Annotated in this window: 14 protein-coding genes and 1 tRNA gene; 14 read left to right on the top strand and 1 reads right to left on the bottom strand. The window is 63.9% G+C overall.

Translation table 11 applies throughout. The features are described 5' to 3' along the window. Positions 1–22 precede the first annotated feature (22 nt). From ispH to JMF82_RS10285, 14 genes are all read left to right on the top strand, one after another. Entirely contained in the window at positions 23–982 is a 960-nt protein-coding gene (gene ispH / locus JMF82_RS10350) for a 4-hydroxy-3-methylbut-2-enyl diphosphate reductase (protein WP_201314441.1), read from the top strand. 45 nt (positions 983–1,027) lie between these two features. After that, a tRNA-Thr gene (locus tag JMF82_RS10345) sits at positions 1,028–1,103 on the top strand. A gap of 355 nt (positions 1,104–1,458) precedes the next feature. Further along, the gene (locus tag JMF82_RS10340) at positions 1,459–2,076 is read left to right on the top strand and encodes a GspH/FimT family pseudopilin (RefSeq protein ID WP_236585402.1); all 618 of its coding nucleotides are present in this window, start codon (positions 1,459–1,461) and stop codon (positions 2,074–2,076) included. An 80-nt stretch (positions 2,077–2,156) separates the two neighbouring features. Further along, positions 2,157–2,579 carry a type IV pilus modification protein PilV gene (pilV, locus tag JMF82_RS10335; RefSeq protein WP_236585401.1) on the top strand — a complete coding sequence of 141 codons (423 nt, stop codon included), beginning with the start codon at positions 2,157–2,159 and terminating at the stop codon, positions 2,577–2,579. After that, a complete protein-coding gene (locus tag JMF82_RS10330; RefSeq protein ID WP_201314440.1) occupies positions 2,576–3,592 on the top strand; it encodes a PilW family protein in 1,017 nt (338 codons plus the stop codon). Before pilV (JMF82_RS10335) ends, JMF82_RS10330 begins: the two co-directional genes overlap by 4 nt. Before the next feature lie 115 nt (positions 3,593–3,707). After that, complete coding sequence (locus JMF82_RS10325; RefSeq protein WP_236585400.1) at positions 3,708–4,262, top strand: PilX N-terminal domain-containing pilus assembly protein; 555 nt, start codon at positions 3,708–3,710, stop codon at positions 4,260–4,262. A 68-nt stretch (positions 4,263–4,330) separates the two neighbouring features. Continuing rightward, the gene (locus JMF82_RS10320; protein ID WP_201314439.1) at positions 4,331–8,230 is read left to right on the top strand and encodes a PilC/PilY family type IV pilus protein; all 3,900 of its coding nucleotides are present in this window, start codon (positions 4,331–4,333) and stop codon (positions 8,228–8,230) included. Between the two features lie 12 nt (positions 8,231–8,242). Continuing rightward, complete coding sequence (locus tag JMF82_RS10315) at positions 8,243–8,776, top strand: type IV pilin protein (protein WP_304487914.1); 534 nt, start codon at positions 8,243–8,245, stop codon at positions 8,774–8,776. A gap of 994 nt (positions 8,777–9,770) precedes the next feature. Then, positions 9,771–10,301: a type IV pilus modification protein PilV gene (gene pilV / locus JMF82_RS10310; protein ID WP_201314438.1), complete on the top strand. Its 531-nt coding sequence runs from the start codon at positions 9,771–9,773 to the stop codon at positions 10,299–10,301. Then, on the top strand, positions 10,298–11,617 hold the full coding sequence (locus tag JMF82_RS10305) for a PilW family protein (protein WP_201314437.1): 1,320 nt from the start codon (positions 10,298–10,300) through the stop codon (positions 11,615–11,617). Before pilV (JMF82_RS10310) ends, JMF82_RS10305 begins: the two co-directional genes overlap by 4 nt. Positions 11,618–11,662: 45 nt before the next feature. Further along, positions 11,663–12,307 (top strand): PilX N-terminal domain-containing pilus assembly protein, encoded by a 645-nt coding sequence (locus JMF82_RS10300; protein WP_201314436.1) that lies wholly within the window; start codon positions 11,663–11,665, stop codon positions 12,305–12,307. 24 nt (positions 12,308–12,331) lie between these two features. Next, complete coding sequence (locus JMF82_RS10295) at positions 12,332–16,045, top strand: PilC/PilY family type IV pilus protein (protein ID WP_201314435.1); 3,714 nt, start codon at positions 12,332–12,334, stop codon at positions 16,043–16,045. 12 nt (positions 16,046–16,057) lie between these two features. Next, the gene (locus JMF82_RS10290) at positions 16,058–16,486 is read left to right on the top strand and encodes a type IV pilin protein (RefSeq protein WP_201314434.1); all 429 of its coding nucleotides are present in this window, start codon (positions 16,058–16,060) and stop codon (positions 16,484–16,486) included. After that, positions 16,486–17,091, top strand: coding sequence for a GspH/FimT family pseudopilin (locus JMF82_RS10285; protein WP_236585399.1), 606 nt, complete (start codon positions 16,486–16,488; stop codon positions 17,089–17,091). The genes JMF82_RS10290 and JMF82_RS10285 overlap by 1 nt, the downstream gene beginning before the upstream one ends. Positions 17,092–17,138: 47 nt before the next feature. Here the strand turns inward: JMF82_RS10285 and recD are convergent. Then, positions 17,139–18,932, bottom strand: a 1,794-nt coding sequence (gene recD, locus JMF82_RS10280; RefSeq protein ID WP_201314433.1) for an exodeoxyribonuclease V subunit alpha, incomplete at its 5' end; no start/stop codon positions are given.

The raw sequence follows: 18,932 nt of genomic DNA, 5'->3' as shown, positions 1-18,932 counted from the left end.
CCCGCTCGGGCCCGGAGTGTTCGTGGATATCCTGCTTGCCAATCCCCGTGGCTTTTGCGCCGGTGTGGATCGCGCCATTGCCATTGTCGAGCGCGCGCTCGAATCCTATGGCGCACCGATCTACGTGCGGCACGAGGTGGTCCACAACCGCTATGTGGTGGACAAGCTGCGTGCCGATGGCGCGGTGTTCGTCGAGGAGCTGGACGAAGTGCCCGATGGCGCCACCGTGATCTTCAGCGCCCACGGCGTCTCCAAGGCGGTGCGCGAGGAAGCCGACCAGCGTGGCCTCAAGGTGTTTGATGCCACCTGTCCGCTGGTTACGAAGGTGCACATGGAGGTGGCGCGCCTCGGACGCACCGGCCGCAGCGTGGTGCTGATCGGCCACGCCGGACACCCGGAAGTGGAAGGCACGATGGGGCAGTGGAATCCTGCCAATCGCGGCGAGATCCTGCTGGTGGAGTCGGTCGAAGACGTGGCCGAACTCACCCCCACGTTTCCGCATGAACTCTCCTACGTTACCCAGACCACGCTTTCGGTGGACGACACCAAGGCGATCATCGAGGCGTTGCGCGCGAAGTTCCCGGACATCGACGGCCCGCGCAAGGACGACATCTGCTACGCCACCCAGAACCGCCAGGACGCCGTGCGCCGCCTGGCGGGCGCCGTGGACCTGGTGCTGGTGGTGGGCTCCGTCAACAGCTCCAACTCCAACCGCCTGCGCGAGCTGGCGGAAAAGCAGGGCGTGCGTGCCCATCTCATCGACGGCGCGGAACACATCGACCAGCGCTGGCTGGATGGCGTCACCCGCATCGGCCTGACCGCCGGGGCCTCCGCTCCCGAAAAGCTGGTCAAGGACGTGATCGCCCGCCTGCAGTCCTGGGGCGCCGGCGCCGTGCGCGAGCTTGATGGCGAGCCCGAAACCATCACCTTCGCCCTTCCGAAGGAACTACGCATCGCCGGTGGTGCCTCGGCGAGCCTTTGACGGCTTGCGCACCCCTCCCGGCCTCCGTAGAATTGGCGGTTCCTCGCCGGAATAGCTCAGTTGGTAGAGCGGCGCATTCGTAATGCGTAGGTCGCAGGTTCGACTCCTGTTTCCGGCACCAGACAAGAAAAAAGCCTGCTCATCGAGCGGGCTTTTTTCTTGCCCGAAACCATCGGCTGGCCGGCCGCGAGCGTGCGGCCGTGCCCTGTGACCAGGATCACCTTGGCCTCGTTCGCCTATACCGCTTGTCGGAATAATCCCATCGCCCGTCGGCGAACGCCTAGGCGGATGCAGGAGTAAGGCTACAGTCCCACTGCAAGGTACGGCTGTACCTACAGGGGCAGGGGATTCTTATGGGCGTTATGCCGCTTCCGGGAAGCGTATGGCGGGCGAGCGTGGCCGGTGCCGGCGCGCGAACTGCACAGCATGGGTGCGCTGGCTCGGCACATCTGTCCGGTCGTCGCCAAGTGCCTTTCATGGCTCGCAAGCGGACCGCCGGCCAGTCCACTTCGGGGAAAAGCGCCATGCCGGGCTCGGTACGCAACGCGTGCTGCTCGATGAAACCCCGGCAACGCGGCTTCACCCTCGTCGAATTGATGATCACGCTCGCCGTGGCCGTGGTGTTGGTGACGATTGCCGTGCCGAGTTTTCGCTCCATGACGTATAGCAACAAGCTCACGACAGCAGTCAACGACGTGATCGCATCCATCAGCACCGCAAAGATGGAAGCCATCAAACGCGGCGGCAGCGCGCAGTTGTGCAGCAACTCCGCGGCCAACAACAACAGCGACGTCCTCGGTTCTGCCTGCGGCACGCAGACGGGCGCTGTTTATCTCATGACCAAATCCAATATCGCCGATCAGGTGCGGTCGCCCACGCCGGAGCTCACGGGGGCCGTGGTCCTCAAGGGAGACATGACCGCGCTGCGCTTCAACGGCCAAGGTCTGGCGATCAAGGTGGGCGACACGACGCCTTACAACGGGGTCGTAGCCGTGATCTGCACGACAGCGCTTAGTACCAACAACCAGCGGACCATCACCATGGCTGCTGGTGGAATTCTGACTACCTCACCTTCTTCAGGGTCGTGCACCTAATGAACATGGGAAGTCCAGCGGATGTCCGGATCAAGGGCGGGTCTGCATGCCCCGAACGAGCGGGTCGTTACCAAGCCGGCGTGGGACTTATCGAGGTGCTGATTGCCGTGCTGGTCCTGTCGATTGCTTTCCTCGGGATCGCTGCACTGCAGGCGACGTCGCTCTCGACCAACAACAGTGCGATGGCTCGCAGCATGGCCACCATCGCGAGTTATTCCATCCTGGATGCGATGCGCACGGACGTGAATGCCGCAACGGGAACGACCTACAACACGACCGTGAAGGCCAATGCCTGTCCCGACGGAACCGGCAGCCTCGCCAACTATCAGCTCAATGCGTGGTGCACGCAGCTGGGCAATACCTTCGGTGCGGTTGAAAGCACCCAAGGCACGATTGCCTGTGATGCTCTTGGCAATTGCACCATCACCATCAGTTTCGACGACAGTCGCGCAGGCGCGGGCGGCTCGAGCACCGAGAAAGTTGTCACGCAGGCCATTCTATGAACGTGCGAAGCAAGCTCGAGTCCAGGGGCTTCACCCTGCGTCAGCGCGCAAAGACGCGCGAAGCCGGCTTTACGCTGGTTGAGTTGATGATCGCCCTCCTGCTTGGCCTGGTGGTTATCGCAGGCGTCATCAGCGTATTTCTATCCAACCAGCAGGTGTATCGCAGCAACGAGGCACTGTCCAACGTGCAGGACAGTTCGCGCCTCGCCTTCGAAATGCTCGCCCGCGACATCCGGGCGGCGGGACTGAACGGCTGCGGCAACAGCGGGCGCCTCTCCAATGTGCTCAACAATGGCCCCAGCAAGTCGGCAACACCGGCCTGGTGGGCTACGGTAAACAATCCGCTGGTGGGTTATGACAGCACGCAGACGGACCCTGCCGCCGGTGCCAATCGCGTCGCCGGTACGGACTCCATCATCCTGCTGGGCGCGGAAGGCACCGGCAACAGCCTGAAAGTCGATGCGGAGCCGGCGGCGAACTTCACGCTCAACGAAAGTTCGACCGATATCCAGACCAACGATGTCGTCGTGGTCTGCGATCCGGATCACGCGGCCGTCGTGCAGATCACGGCGGTGGCGGGCAGCGTCCTCAGCCACGCGGCGAGCGGTACGCCCGGCAACTGCACGACAGACCTCAGCTATCCCAGCGTTTGCAGCAGCTCCAGCAGCTATGTGTTTGCGCCCAACGCGCTCATTTCCAAGCTCTCGGTTTCCAATTGGTATATCGGGAACAATGGCGCGAATGGCAAGTCGCTGTTTCGGCAGACCGTAAGCCTCGGTGCCACACAGAATCCCGCGGAAATGGTGCGTGATGTCACCGATATGCAGATCCTGTATCACCAGTCCGGCGATACGGATTTCAAGACGGCAAACAACATCACCAATTGGGCGGTCGTGGATGCGGTGCGGATCACGCTGACGACCGAGAGTGTCGACAAGCGCGCCGGCGTCAATGCCAAGCCGGTATCGCGGTCGTTCACCTCCACCACCACCTTGCGCAACCGGGTGAGCTGACATGAGCCAGGCATCCTTTTTCCATTTTGGCCAGCGCAAGCCTCAGGATTCGTTGGCGCGGCCGGTGGCGTCGACATCCCACCCGTTGGCCGTCCGGAGACGGAAGCAGCCGGGCATGCAAGGGAAGCAGCAAGGCATCGCACTCGTGGTGGCATTGTTGCTTCTCGTCGTCGTGGTGCTTGTGGGCTTTGCCGCGATCCGGGGCACCATCATGCAGCAGAAGATGGCTGCCAACCTCTATGACCGGCAGGTCGCCTTTCAGGCGGCCGAAGCCGCCATCCGCGTCGCGACGGCGCGAATTCAGACCAATCCGGAAGACATCGCGCGCAACTGCCAGGCGGGTGGCGTTTACTGCCAGGCGAATCCGTTCAATGACCCCAACTTCGACTCGACGAAGATCGTCACCGTGGCGAAGGGCAATGCCGCAGGCCAGTACACGGCCAGTGGCGCGGCAGCCAGCCAACCACAGTACGTGATCGAAAACATGGGCAACTGGTACGACCCGAGTTCCAGCACGGGTTACAACCAGAGCGCGAATGCGCACAACTACGGCGCCCAGGGCACGTCCACCAACGTCATCTACTACCGCGTTACGGCGCGCAGCGGCAACCCTGAAGCCGTGGGCAATCGCGCCGTGGTGGTGCTGCAGGCCATGATCAAGCAAGGCTGAAAAGAACCGTGTGTTGACCGGGCGCATGAGCGCCATCCACGACGTACCCATAAAAGAGCACAGCCGTCATGAACATTACATCCCGACTGCGCAGCACGGCCGCCACCTTCGCTGGCAGGCTCGTCTACACCAGTCTGCTTGTCCTTGGCCTCGGCATAGCCAGCCAGCCCGCGCAGGCGGCAGGAACGAGCGTGACCATCGATAAGGGTCCGCTGATCGTGCAGGCTTCATTGCCGCCGAACATCATGTTGATGCTCGATGACTCGGGCTCGATGGCCTGGGACTACATGCCGGACTGGGGCTATTTGGTCGACCAAACGGATGATGGCGTTCGAAACTCGGCGAATAACGGTACCTATTACAACTCTGCGGTTTCCTACACGCCGCCGCCTAAAGCCGACGGCAGCAGCAGTTACGCAAACTCGCCAGGACTGACCAACGCCTATGCGGATGGCTTCCTGGACCAGACCGCGACTGACATCACGCGCTATAAGGGGCAGGTCAATTACTTCGTCACGTTGTCCGTGGCGTCGTACACCTATGCGCCCACTCTCACGTGTTCAAACGGCGACTCCCTGGTATCGACCGGTACACATGCTGGGCAGTGCGCGCACAGTGGCTGGTCAGGCACTACGTACTACGCGCCGACTCAGAACTGCCCCAACTATTCTACCGACAGTCTCAATTCAAGTGGTCAGTGCGTCTCCACGAAGAGGAATTTCTTCACTTATGCCACCGGTACACCGGTGAAGAACGGTACCTACACGCAGCACTATGTGGGTACCACCGGGACGTGTGCAACGATCACGTCTTCGACGACCAAAGCGCTGTGCGATGACAACACCACGACCCAGCAGAACGTGGCCAATTGGTTCTCGTACTACCGTACGCGCATCCTGATGGCGAAGAGCGGTCTGATGACGGCGTTCGCCACCATCGATCCCACCTATCGCGTTGGTTTCGGGTCGATCAATAATCGCAACGTCACGGACATCAAGGCCACCGGCAACTACACCTCGGCGTACAACAACACGATGGCAACGGTGCAGCCATTCGGCAGCGGTGCATCGAGTACGCAGAAGAGTAATTTCTGGACGTGGGTGAATGACATCACCCCGAACAACTCGACGCCTTTGCGCATGGCCTTGGACTCGGTAGGCCAGTATTACCAATCGGGGCAGCCCTGGCAGACGGATACCACGGACAGCAGCTCGGGTGAGCTCGCTTGCCGTGCGTCCTACACCATTCTCACGACGGACGGCTTCTGGAACGAAGACGACAGCCTTGTCACCGGTATCGGCGATACCGATGGTGTCGCGGGCACCAAGATCACGGGCCCGAACTCGCAGGCCTATACGTACAGTCCGGCCTTGCCTTACGCGGACAGCGGCCAGCTGACGAATGTCTATGGGCCAGGCACGGTCAATTACTCCCAGTCGGCCAGCAGCAATACCGACTGCCAGAACCAGTACAAGGCGGCAACGGGCTCCACTTCGGGTTATCAGACGTCTTACTACAGTTCGAAGCGCGGCACGTGCAAGTTTTCGTATACCGGTTCGGTGGTCACTTCGCCGGCTGTCACTTACAGCAACACGCTCGCCGACGTGGCGATGAAGTATTGGGAAACCGACCTGCGCCCATCGACCGATAACGAAGTGCCGGTCAACAATGAAGATCCTGCCTTCTGGCAGCACATGACCACGTTCACCATGGGTCTTGGCTTCACGCCACTGTATTCCGACCAGAAGACGGCCATACCCATGGACCAGGTCTTCGCATGGGCGAATGGCGATAGCACCAAGGCTATCAGCGGATTCGTATGGCCGCTGCCCACCAATGCCAACCAGGGATCAATCAACAATATCGCCGACTTGGCGCACGCGGCGGTGAATGGTCATGGTGGTTTCTATTCGGCCAGCAGCCCGCAGGCCTTTGCCAGCGGCCTGAAAGATGCGCTCAAGCGGGCGTCCGAACGCGTAGGTACGGGCGCCAGCCTCGCAGCCAACTCCACTCAGCTGCAGACGGGAACGGTGGCCTACCAGGCCAACTACTGGACCGCCAAGTGGAAGGGTGACCTGAAGGCACTGGCCATCAATTCGACGACGGGGGCGATTTCCGCAACGGCGACCTGGACTGCTTCGAACGCGCTGCCCGCAGCAGCCAGCCGAAATATCTACACCTATACGGGCTCGTCTTATATCGCCTTCAAGAATGATTCGTCGGGCAGTCCGCCCGCCCTGTCGAGCAGTCAGCTCAGCGCATTGGCGAGCTCGGCGACCGCCCAGGCGGATATGGTGAACTATCTTCGAGGCGATTCTTCGAAGGATCAGAAGCATGGCGGCAGCTTCCGCACTCGCGATACGCCCATCGGGGACATTATCAGCTCGCAGCCTGTTTACGTCGGTGCGCCGACGGCAAACCAGTTCATCAACCAGACGTTCACCGGCTCAACTGCCTTTGCAAAGTACGCAAGCGACAACGCCAGCCGCACGGGCCTGATTTACGTGGCGGCCAACGACGGTATGTTGCATGCCTTCTATGCCAGCGATGTAAAGAAGGCGGACGGTACGATAACCAACGCGGGGGGCAGTGAGGCCTTTGCTTACCTGCCTGGGGCGGTTCTTTCCTCCAGCGTCGGCATCACCGATCTGGCTAGCCCGGACTACGGCGGCACGGTGTCCCACGAGTACTTCAACGACGGCGAACTGACGGTCGCGGACGTCTACATCGGAACGGCTTGGAAAACAGTTCTCGTCGGTACGACAGGACGTGGTCTGGCCAAGGCCGTGTATGCCTTTGACGTGACAGATCCGGCGAACATCAAGTTCCTGTGGGAGCGGTCAAGCGGCGACAGCAATTCGGACGGCAACGGCAAGTACATCGGGCAGATGACCGGCAAGCCCGTCATCGCACAGACCTCGGACGGCACCTGGTCGGTGCTGATGGGCAACGGCTACAACAGCACTGCAGGCGTCGCGGCGCTGCTGCAGTTCAACCTGTCCGATGGAACGCTCAGCGTGCATGCAACCACGGACACCACGGGCCTCGCTGCGCCGGCGGTGTGGATCGACCCGGTGAACAACGGCGTGAGCACGATGGCCTACGCGGGCGACCTCGACGGAAACCTCTGGTCGTTCACGATCAACAAGACGTCGAAAGACAGCTCGGGCAATACGGTGCTCACGGCCACGCCTTCCAGCTCGGGCACGAAGCTTTTCACGGCGAAGGATTCCGGCAACAAGGCTCAACCTATCACCGGGGGTATCCTGGCCGGCAAGGATTCTCAGACCGGCAATGTGTGGGTGTTCTTCGGCACGGGCAAATACCTGACTCAGAGCGACTTGAAGGATACGAGCACGCAGACCTGGTATGGCCTGATCGTCAGCAGCACGGACTCGACCAACCATCCCGCGATAGATTCGTCAAAAGACCGCACGGCATTGGCGTCGCGATCCATCACGGCGGAAACCAGCGCCTCCGGCAACACGCTGGCGGCACGTTCGATTACCACCACCACGGACGCTACCTCGCTGACAGGCAAGTCCGGCTGGTACATCGACCTGCTACAGCCGGTGGCCGGTGGCGGTACGAACGCCCAGGGCGAGCGCATGGTCACGCCCAACCAGTTCCAGGGAAACCTGTTGCTGGGTACGACGCGTATTCCCAAGGCAACGGATCTCTGCAACCCGTCGGGTACCGGCTGGATCATGGCCATCGATCCATTCACCGGCACCAATCCGAATATGGACTTCTTTGACGTCAACGGCGATGGCAGCACCAATGCCAGCGATCGCGTCAATGGGGCGCCGGCGGCGGGCGTGGGCTTCGGCTCGCTACCCAATAACCCGATTTTCGTGGGCGGCAGCATGCTCGTGAGCTTCGACAACGGCACTAACAGCAGCATCCAGACCTCCGGTGCGACCTCGAAGACACAACGCGTCTCGTGGCGCGAGCTGATCAATCAATAACAGGGTGACGCCATGAAACAGCCCTTTTCGAATGGAAGCAGGACGAATGCGATGGGCATGGGAAACGCGAGCTTTCCGTTTTGCATCCGTCGCTCGAAGCCGGTTGGCGGTTTTACGCTGATTGAACTGGTGATCGTCGTGGCGATCATCGCCATCCTGGCGGCGATTGCGGTTCCGTCCTACAGCAGCTACATCACGCGTGCCCGACGTGCGGCAGCGGCTTCGTGTGTGTCGCAGATCGCGAACTACATGGAGCGGTTCTATACGACGAACCTGAAATACAACGAGACGGCGGATACCCCGCCGGTCGCGAACGGGGACCCGGGCCTCGAGTGCGAGGCGGCAAATGAGACAGGGCAGTACTATTCGTATGCGGGTTTCAGTGCCGCGACCGGTGCCACACCCACGACGTACCTCATTACGGCAACGCCTACGGGTACGCAGCTGGCTCGCGATACGGAATGCGCCACCTTGACGCTGGATCAGGCCGGTGTGCGCGGTATTGACGGCGGCACCGGAACGGCGGCCAAGTGCTGGGGGCAATAACGCCGAAGATGGGGCAGGCAACGCAGGCAAGCGATCGAGTGAGAAGCCGCCTTCGGGCGGTTTCTTGTTCGTGGAAGTAGTGAACATTTCGCCTGAGCCGAAGCATCGGCGATGGGTGGGCTTTCCTGCTTGAGTGATGCCGGGGTGTCATCCACTCTCGTGCGGTAGTGCTCCGATGGCACATGTCCTGGCCTGATCGGCAATAGCCACTTGCCTGGCTGTGGCGACGTTGCAGGTGGGGCACGCTACGGGTCTGCACGAGGGCCCGATCGACCAAATGGTCGACTTGCGTGCTTTCCGGGCGGGGAAGACTATAGGCCTAGCCAGGGGAAAGGTGTGAAGTCACGTGCCCTCGTTCTCCTGTCATTTCCGGGGAGCGCAAGTCCGCATCTTGTATGAGAGCGGCGTTCATGGTGACGCGATCTGGATCGCGACCATGAGGGATGGGTGTTGCGTGCAAAGTATCGATGGGGCGACCTATGTCGAAGACTGGCCGCCTTCGCTGGTCGAGACGGCCATCGAGGCTTCGGTCCTGCGAGGGCTGGAGTGGATGTTGCAGGTGGATCGATGATCGGCATGCTGTCCGTGCCGCTAATTCCGGGCTGAAGATTCCGCGAGGAATGCGCCTCGTGAAGCGTGCTCGAATTCTCCAGCCGGTTATGGTCGTGTCGATCATGCCTTTGAGGTTCCGAGGCCCACCACTCCTGTCATCCAGGCGTCGCGGAGCGCCAATCACACCATCGCGTCACTGTATATAGGGCAAGTCGCGATAAATCGTATAGGCGCGGTGCTTATCGATGGGTGGGGTTTTGTGCGTACTGTTGTCGTACAAAGCCAACTCTCTGTGGCGATCTGTCCTAAAGCCATGACGCACTCAGCGAAACCGCTAGCCGTGCGCACCATTTGTCCGCTCTTTGCCGCCGCCTGTCGGTGGCGTGGCAATCATCCAAGACATGCTCCGTAGAGTTTCTCCTGGCTTTCGGGAGCAACTGTCATGGACGGTCTGCAATACCAACGCGGTGTATCGCTGATCGAAGTGCTCGTGGCGGTATTCGTCTTCGCGATTGGCCTGATCGGGCTGGCTGGCCTCACGGTGATGGCGTCGCGCTCCAACCAGGCGGCGTATCTGCGCACGCAGGTCACGTTTCTCGCCAACAACCTGGCCGATCGCATGCGGGCCAACTCGGTCGGCGTGTGGAGGGGGAGCTACAACGGCGCATACCCGGTCTCCACGGGCTCCACTACCTGCGACAAGGCCACGGGTTGCGATCCGGCCGCGGTCGCCGCGCGCGACAAGGTGATGTGGAGCCGGCTCCTGACCTCGCAGCTGCCAGGCAGTCGCGCAACGTTGCAGTGCACCGGCGTCGACCGCGCGGGCTACGACCCATCGGGCCAGCTTGGATCGAGGCCTCCGTATGGCGGCAGCTGCGCGATGACCATCACCTGGACCGAGCGTGGCATCGGCACCGGTGAAAGCAACGGCGATGCGGCGCCGCAGGTATTTTCCTGGAGGCTGCAGCCATGATGGGCCGCAACGTTGCCGGGCGTCTGTCGGGCGTCACGCTGATCGAATTGATGATCGCGCTCGTGCTGGGCCTGCTGGTTGCCGGCGGCATCGTCACCTTGTTCATTGCGACGTCGGCCAGCCATCGCGCGCAGGACCAACTGGCACAAGTGCAGGAGAACGGACGCTATGCCGTGCGGCGGATCACGGACGACCTGCGCATGGCCAACGGCCAGTATTGCTCGAGTACGGGCGGTGTCGCCTCCAGCACCGGTAGCGGGCTTCTGCTCGATGGCCTGCGAGCACCCACCGTCTATGCGAGGGACGTGATGACGGCGCTGGGTACGCAGGATCTCACCACCCGTTGGGGCCAGACATCCGGCAGCAATACGTATCCCGCCACGCCGACGGCGCCATACTCGCTGCCCTCGTTCCTGTCGATGCGCGGCTACGACTGCGACGACAAGACCTGCAAGCCCATCAATCCGCCGACGTCGGTGGTGCCGGCGATGGGCAAGGCCAGCGGCAGCCGCGTGCCGGGCACCGGCATCGTCACGCTGCGCTATGTGGATTCCTCGCGCGGCTGGGCCCTGGGAGGCAACAGCTGGATCGAGTCCAACCTGGCCGATGGTTCGATCGCCGCCGTTCATGTCGTCCCTGGCGCGGGGGAGCCCCTGTTGACGGAGTTCAAGCCGGGAGACCTGGCAATGCTCGCCGACTGTTCGTCGGCGCAGATCTTCGCCGTATCGGGGGCCCCGGACTTCGTCCCGGTGGCGTCGCTCAATTTCGCCGCGCCGGCCGCGCAATCGACGCCATCGGCGCCGCGCCTGTTCGACTTCAATACCGACTACGTCACCGTGACGTACTACGTCAAGGCCGTCGCCAACGACGACGGGACCCTGACCGGTGCCCTGGTGCGCAAGCAGGGCGGCACCAGCGAAGAGGTCGTGCGCGGGGTGGAGCGGCTGGATTTCCTCTACGGGATCGAAGACGCCAACGGCAACACGCGCTACCTCACGGCCGACGAGATCGACAGCAACGCGTCCGGCAGCATCGCCTGTCCGCCATCGGTGCCATTGCCGCTTGGCAGCGATCCCGGCTGCCTGTGGCGCGCGGTAAAGAGCATCGAGGTGAGGTTGCTGGTGGCGGGCGAGCGGCCGCTCTTCACCTTGACGGAAAACGAGCAGATGTATGCCTACGCCATCGACGGCATGAGCACGCCGGCCGCGCCGGGCGCGACGGGGCGAAAGATCACGCCGGTCGCGCAGGGCTTCGTCAATCCGAAGATTCGCCGCGAATTCACCGCGCTGGTTTCCGTGCGCAACTACAACCCATGAATGGATGCGCTTTCGACGATGTGTCGAAAGCGCGAGGAGGTCGTCATGTCCTTTCGGTGCATCGCCGCACGGCGGATGACGGCTCCCCGCCGTGAGCAGGGAGTCGTTCTGGTGGTCGCGCTGGTCTTTCTTGTACTGCTGACCATCCTTGGCATCAGCGCGGCGACCCACTCGCTGCTGCAGGAGCGCATGGCAGGCGGGCTTCGCAATGCCCAGCAGGCGGAGATGAGCGCCGAGGCGGCGCTGCGCGGCGCCGAGTGGCGATTGTGGAAGGCCAGCAGCAGCGTGGATGCGAACGTGCGCTGTGGCGCCACCGTCCTCACCGATTGCTACCTCTACGACCCGGCCGTGCCGGTGGCCGTGGTCACGCAGTTCCGCACCCGTGCCGGATGGTTGCCCTCGGCGGGTACGGAATACAACGCTTCCAACGGTGGCATCGATTTCACCCAGTCCAGCGCTGGCCTGGAAAACGCCGCGCTCGCACACAATCCCCGCTACCTGATCGAAGACCTGGGCGAAGAACGGCCGCCCGGCGTGGGCAGCCAGCACGAGTCGGGCGTCACCAGCAGCGCCAATACCGGCGCCGGCAACCCCTCCACGCACATCTACCGCATCACGGCACGCGGCGTCGGCGGCAGCGAGAACGCGGTGCGGGTGGTCGAATCCACCTTCGGCGCGAAGGGCAACTGAGAAAACGGAAGGTCCACCATGTGCATGGCCAAACTAGTCGGATTCCGCCCGCGCCACACCTTGCTCGGTTTTGCCATGACGTTCTGCGCCGGCCTTGCCGGCGTGTCGATGGCCGGCACGGTGGAGCTGAGCCCGGGGCCGCCGTCGGCCACCGTATCGGTTGCGCCGAATCTGGTGCTGACGTTCGATGATTCCGGTTCGATGACCTGGCATCACATGCCGGATGCGCGGCCCTATGACAGCGGCAACAAGCCCTGGGTCAACAGCAACACGGATGCTCTGCAGAGCGTCGACGCCAATCGTACCTATAGCAGCAGTGCGCCCTATCTCTGCGCCGGCGTGATCAACCCTGACGTCACGGATCCTAATGATCCGCTCTCATGGAGCATGAATGGGGTGTACTTCAACCCTAACAATACCTATGAGCCGCCGATCAAGGCGGACGGCAGCACCATGCCCAATGCCAGCTATGCCGCCGCGTGGGAGAACGGCATCGTAGCCAACCGCCCCAATAACCCTGCTGCGTCCACCAAGTACGACCTGGGCAACTACTCTCCCAATAGCAATACCTTCTGCGGCAGGAAGAGCGGCGGCTACTTCAAATACACAGGTCAGGCTTTGCAGAGGGACGCCACTACGGGGCAACTCACCAATGCCTCGATCACGAATCTCTACGCCGCCGGCAACTGGACCTGGATGCCCGTTAGCGACGCGCAGAAGCAGAACTTCGCCAACTGGTATTCCTACTACCGCACCCGCACCATGGCCGCCGTATCGTCGGTGTCGCGGGCCTTCAATCCATTCAACGAAAACATCCGGCTGGCCTGGCAAACCATCAACAACACTACCTACAGGCTTTCCACGTCCAGCACTATCTACAAGTTTGTGGACGGTGCGGCTACAGGCAATGCGCGCACCAAGTTCTACAACTGGCTGTTCACCATGCCGGCCGTCGACGGCACGCCAAATCGTAGCGCGGCGATCAGGGCGGGTAGCTATTTCACCAATCGCACCGGAGCCTCCGACAACAACCCCTATTGGGATCGCGATGTCGGCAAGGAGCTGGTCTGCCGGCAGAACTTCCATATCCAGATGACGGATGGCCTGTGGAACGGCGATACCTTGAATCAAGGTGTGGTGAATGATCGTGCCGCGATCAGCCTTTTGCCTGATGGTATCGGCAGCTTTTCCCTGTCGAATAAGGAAAGCCAGATCGTATGGAACGAAACCGCGAATAACGTCGAGACCATGGCGGATATTGCCTTTCGGTACTGGGCAACCGACCTGCAAGCGGGCGTTAGCGGCGACAGTTTGTTTGCCACCAAGCCCAACCGGCTCAAGGTACCACCCAGCTTGCCCGACCAGTCGACCAGCCTGTTCGGCACGCCGCTGTTGGCGGATGCCGATCCGCGCAGCAATCGGGAAATCTACTGGAACCCCGCCAACGATCCCGCGACATGGCCGCACCTGGTGCAATACATGATCGGCTTCGGTGCGTCCGGCACGCTGGCCAACAATGCCACGACCTACGGCAACCTTCGGCGCGGCTCCGTCCAGTGGCCGGCTCCTGCGGTCGGTACCGACGATGGCAAGAAGATCGACGACATGTGGCATGCCGCGCTCAACAGCCGTGGCGCCTTCTTCGCGGCCAGCAACCCGAGTGCGCTTACCGATGCGCTCAAGAGCATCATCAACAGCATCGTGTCGCGCAGCACGATCTCGGTGGCGGGCAGCATCAACGCGGCGGTGCTCACGGCGGGTTCGGTGACCTACCGGGCCGGCTACGACACCAACGACTGGAAGGGCAGCCTTACCGCGAACAAGGTGAACTCGGACGGCACGGTGTCCAGCGCGGTGTTGTGGAACGGCCGCACGCTGCTGGATGCGCGCGCCGCCAAGGGCGACAGCCGCGTGATCCTCACCAGCACGCTGCCCGGCCCGAACCACGGTGCCGCGTTCACCGGCAGCACGGTGGTCGATGCCATCCGCGCGGTGGACCCGGATTTCGGCGCGGGTGCCACCGGTACCGACCAGCTGGCATGGCTGCGCGGCGACAGGAGCAAGGAGGGCGCCGGCTTCCGCCAGCGCAACTCGGTGTTGGGCGCGGTGATCAACGGCCAGGCGCTCTACGTGGCCGCTCCCGAAAACGGCTACCGCGACGCCTGGCCCACGGGTTCGGAAGAGGCCAAGGGCGTGGCGTCGGGCAGGACCTATGAGCAGTTCCGCTACGACCATGCCAAGCGTGCGCCGACCCTTTACGTGGCGGCCAACGACGGCATGCTGCACGCCTTCGACGCCACCACCAGCCTGACGGCGGCGGGCAGCGTGGACATCGCGCCCGATCCGGGCGCCGAACGCTGGGCCTATGTGCCTTACTCGGTCTATGGACGGCTGGCGGGCTGGTCTTCGCTCAACCATTTCAGCTTCATGCCCTCGGTGGACGGCACGCCGGTGAGTCGCGACGTGTATTTCAACCAGGGCTGGCATAGCCTGCTGGTGGCCGGCCTGCGCCTGGGCGGGCGGGGCGTGTATGCACTGGACATCACCGAACCCGGCGCCAGCCAGGCCGCCGCGTCCGACAAGGTGCTGTGGGAATTCAGCAGCAATATGGCGGCCACCGCCGAGGGTGACCCCGCCAACCTGGGTTACACGTATGGACGTCCAAACGTTGGCCGGCTCGCCAACGGCCGCTGGGCGGTGCTGGTGCCTGGCGGCTATTTCCCCGCCGGCAGCACCGAGCCGGCAGCCAGCAACGAATTCAGCTCGCTGTTCGTGCTCGACGCGCAGACCGGCAAGCTGATCCGCGAGCTGAAGACGCCCACCTCGGGCGTTGGCATCAGCGGCAACATCGTGAGTTACGGCCTGACCACGCCGGTAATGGGCGACTACAACAGCGACCAGATCGACGACGTCGCTTTCGCCGGCGACCTGCTGGGCAACGTGTGGCGCTTCGACTTCACCAGCAGCGACCCGGCCGGCTGGCGCGTGGACCTGTTCTACCGGCCGCAGTATCCCGGCTACCAGCCGGTCACCGTGATGCCACGCCTGTTCCCGGACCCCATCGGTGGTGGCCTGGTGGTGGTGTTCGGCACCGGCAAGTACCTCGGCGCCCTGGACAACGTGATCGACGCCAATACGCGCACACAGTCGATCTATGGCATTCGCGACGCCGGCGTGGCGGGGCAGGCGACGGTGGCCGCCGGCAGCAGCGCCACGCCGCTGGTGAAGCAGACCATGGTGGAGATGCTCGGCGTGCGCGGCCTGTCCAGCAACCCGGTACCTGCCCGGACCGACGCCGGCACGGCGATACGTGGCTGGTACATCGACCTGGACCTCAGCCAGGCCAAGGGCGAACGCGTGGTGGTGGATGCCTCGGCCGTCTTCAGCACCAACCAGGCGTTGGTGACCACGCTGATCCCGCAGAACAACGATCCCTGCGACCCGGAGCCGCGCGGCGCGCTGCTGGTGATTGACGCGGCGACGGGGCAGGCCAACCTGGGCGGCAACATCGGCGCCATCGCCGGATGGCCGGACGGCTATGCGCAGGCCGGCATGCGGGTGAAAAACCCGCCGACGGGAGGTTTCCTGCCGATCACCTCGATGCTGGGCGGCGGCACCGCCTATATCCCGGGCATGACCTCGGACGCCAGCGTCACGGGTGCCGATGGCGGCACGCCGTCCTTCGGCATACCGCTGTGGCGCCGCCGCTCCTGGCGCGAGTTGACCAACGACCAATAAGGGAGGTGCCGCGTGCGCCGTCTGCGAGGATTCACCTTGATAGAACTCATGGTCGTGGTGGCCATCATCGCGGTGCTCGCCGCCGTGGCCGTCCCGACCTATGGCCGCTACGTGTACCGCGCCCGCCGCGTGGATGGCCAGGAGCTGTTGCTGCGCATCGCCAACGCCGAAGAGCGCTACTACGCCGTGCACAACCGCTATGCCGACCTGAAGACCATCCAGTTTTCGGCAACGACGAGCGCGCCGTCGGAGAAGGGCCACTACCTCGCCGGGGTGGCGATCGTCGACACCCAGGGCGCCGGGCAAGGGTATGTCGCCACGGCGACGCCCGCCGGCGCGCAGGCGGCCGATGCCTGCGGGGGCCTTTCCATCGACAGTGCCGGCGTCAAGTTGCCGGCTGCTTCCGACACGGCAAGCGGCAGCAACGGGCGGTGCTGGTGATGAAGGCGACCCTGCATCGGCGCAGAAGCGCCGGCGTCACGCTGATCGAGCTGGTGGTGACGATCGCGGTGCTGGCCATCCTGGCGACCCTCGCCGCACCGAGTTTCAGCGGCCTGATGCGCCGGCACCGGGTGAGCGCCGCGGCTACCGCGCTGCGCGCCGACCTGGTCTATGCGCGCGAGGAGGCGGTCAATCGACGCGCCTTCGTTTCCGTGTGCGCCAGTGATACGGGCAGTACGTGTTCCGGCGAGGCCGGTTATGAAAATGGCTGGCTCGTGTATGCCTACCCTGCGGGCACGATCGGTCCCAACCAACGCTACTCACCCACCAGCGCCGCGCATGTCCTGCTGCGCAGCGCGAGCAACCATTATGGCGTCGCCATTCAGGCAACGGACGGCGATGTCGTCACCTTTGGCCTGCAAGGCCAGCTGAGGGCGTCGGCTGGCCGCACCAGCATGAGCTGGGTGGTGTGCTCGCTGGCCAACGCGCACGACGTGGGCACCGCGGAAAGCACGGCCAACGTGCACGGGGCCGCGCTCAGGCTGAGTGGCCCGGGCAGCCTGCTTGCCGAGCAGGTGGGCGATGGCGGCAGCTGCGCGCCTTAGGGCGGCGCACGTTGCACCCGCGTGATCACGAACGGCCTGGCGAGGCATCAGCCCGCCAGGATGGGAAGACGCTCGTGCAGGCCCGAGTATCGCCTGGTGGGCCGCGCGGTCATCGATTGCACGATCTCGTCGGGGCCGATCAGGCTGAACCAGCGCCGTGCGCGGGTAATGGCGGTGTACAGCAACTCGCGGCTGAGCAAGGCGCTGGGCGCGTCGGGCAGCACCAGCGCGGCATGCTCGAACTCCGAGCCCTGCGACTTGTGCACCGTCATGGCGTACACCGTTTCGCGCTCGCCCAGCCGCGAGGGTGGCACGAAGCGGATGCGCGTGGCCGTGGCATGGGCGTCGCCGGCCACTTCAAAGGCAACGCGCAACTGCGGCACGCCCTGTTCGTCGGGCACGCGCAGCGCAATGCCGATGTCGCCGTTCATCAGGCCCAGGCCGTAGTCGTTGCGGGTCACCAGCACCGGGCGGCCTTCATACCATTCGTGATGGGCATCGATCAGGCCGGCTTGATGCAGGATCGCGGTGATCTGCCGATTGAGGCTCTCCGCGCCGAACGGACCCTGGCGTAGCGCGCACAGCAACTGGAAGCCACCGAAGGCGCGCAGCACGCCGCGCGCCCAATCGTCGAAGGCCGCGCCGCCGGCATGCACGGGCGGCCGTTCGCGGCGCAACCACTCGAGGTAATGGCGATAGCCGGGCGGCATGGCGGCATCGGCGCGCGCGGCGAAGTGCCGGGCCCCGCCGTCCAGCGCCAGTTCGGCCAGGCGCGCGGGGTCGGAGGCGGCGTTGATCCAGGCGACGTCCGCATGCGGCTGTCCCAGCCATTGGCGTACCTGCATGACGTCACCGCCATTGACGCGTTGCGCGAGCATGCCGATGCCACTGTCGGCGCCGAAGCGATGGCTGTGGCGCAGCATGGCGACATGCTGGTCCAGCGCGTGCGCATCGGCGCGCACCCAGGCATCGACGCGGTCGCCGCTGGTCGTGCGCAGCCAGGCCGCCGTCTCCTCGCTGTAGTGGCCCGCCTCGGCGCGCCGGCACAGGTCGCCGAGCACGGCGCCGGCTTCCACCGAGGAGAGCTGGTCCTTGTCGCCGAGCAGCACGAGGCGGGCGTCGTCGGGCAGGGCATCGAGCACGGCCGACATCATTTCCAGGTCGATCATCGAGGCCTCGTCGATGACCAGCACGTCCAGATGCAGTGGATTCGCGCTGTCATGGCGAAAGCGCCGGCTGTCCGGTCGTGCGCCGAGCAGGCGATGCAGCGTGTCCACCTGGCTGGGAATGTCGGCGCGCACGGCCTCGTCCACGTCGAGCCGGGCGATCTGCGTGCTGATCGACGTCTGCAGCCTGGCCGCCGCCTTGCCGGTCGGCGCCGCGAGCCGGATGCGCAGGGGGCGTGCGGCATCGGCGCGATGCAAGGTCTGCAACAGGCCAAGCAGCCGGACCACGGTGGTGGTCTTGCCGGTGCCGGGGCCGCCGGTGATCACGGTGAACGGGCTGCGTGCGGCCAAGGCGCAGGCCACCCGCTGCCAGTCGGGTGCGTCGCCGTTGGCATGCGGAAACAGCCGCGTCAGCTGCTCGCGCACATGAGCGGGCGCCCGCGACGGTTGCGCAAGGCGTCGCCCGATGGCCTGCGCCACCCGTTGCTCGTGGTTCCAATAGCGGCGCAGATAGAGGCGACTGCCATCGAGAACCAGTGGCGAGCCATCGTGCGTACCGTCGGGAAGGCCAACCGCGGTGGACGGCGCAAGCGCGGTGGGATCGCTGGCGATGACGGCCACCAGCGAGCGCCACGATTCAGGCCAGCCGGCTTCATCGGCCAGCGAGTCCCAGCC

The organism is Dyella sp. EPa41, from assembly GCF_016586165.1.
Lineage (GTDB): Bacteria > Pseudomonadota > Gammaproteobacteria > Xanthomonadales > Rhodanobacteraceae > Dyella.
The sequence above is the reverse complement of the archived record's forward strand: the minus strand, read 5'-3'. Positions and strand labels throughout refer to the sequence as shown.

Bases quoted from the DNA above. Each gene is read 5' to 3' on its own strand.
- JMF82_RS10315 (WP_304487914.1), top strand. From the start codon at position 8,243: ATGAAACAGCCCTTTTCGAATGGAAGCAGGACGAATGCGATGGGCATG.
- JMF82_RS10325 (WP_236585400.1), top strand. From the start codon at position 3,708: ATGCAAGGGAAGCAGCAAGGCATCGCACTCGTGGTGGCATTGTTGCTT.
- JMF82_RS10305 (WP_201314437.1), top strand. From the start codon at position 10,298: ATGATGGGCCGCAACGTTGCCGGGCGTCTGTCGGGCGTCACGCTGATC.
- JMF82_RS10285 (WP_236585399.1), top strand. From the start codon at position 16,486: ATGAAGGCGACCCTGCATCGGCGCAGAAGCGCCGGCGTCACGCTGATC.
- JMF82_RS10330 (WP_201314440.1), top strand. From the start codon at position 2,576: ATGAACGTGCGAAGCAAGCTCGAGTCCAGGGGCTTCACCCTGCGTCAG.
- JMF82_RS10340 (WP_236585402.1), top strand. From the start codon at position 1,459: ATGGCTCGCAAGCGGACCGCCGGCCAGTCCACTTCGGGGAAAAGCGCC.
- JMF82_RS10295 (WP_201314435.1), top strand. From the start codon at position 12,332: ATGGCCAAACTAGTCGGATTCCGCCCGCGCCACACCTTGCTCGGTTTT.
- JMF82_RS10300 (WP_201314436.1), top strand. From the start codon at position 11,663: ATGTCCTTTCGGTGCATCGCCGCACGGCGGATGACGGCTCCCCGCCGT.
- pilV (WP_201314438.1), top strand. From the start codon at position 9,771: ATGGACGGTCTGCAATACCAACGCGGTGTATCGCTGATCGAAGTGCTC.
- JMF82_RS10320 (WP_201314439.1), top strand. From the start codon at position 4,331: ATGAACATTACATCCCGACTGCGCAGCACGGCCGCCACCTTCGCTGGC.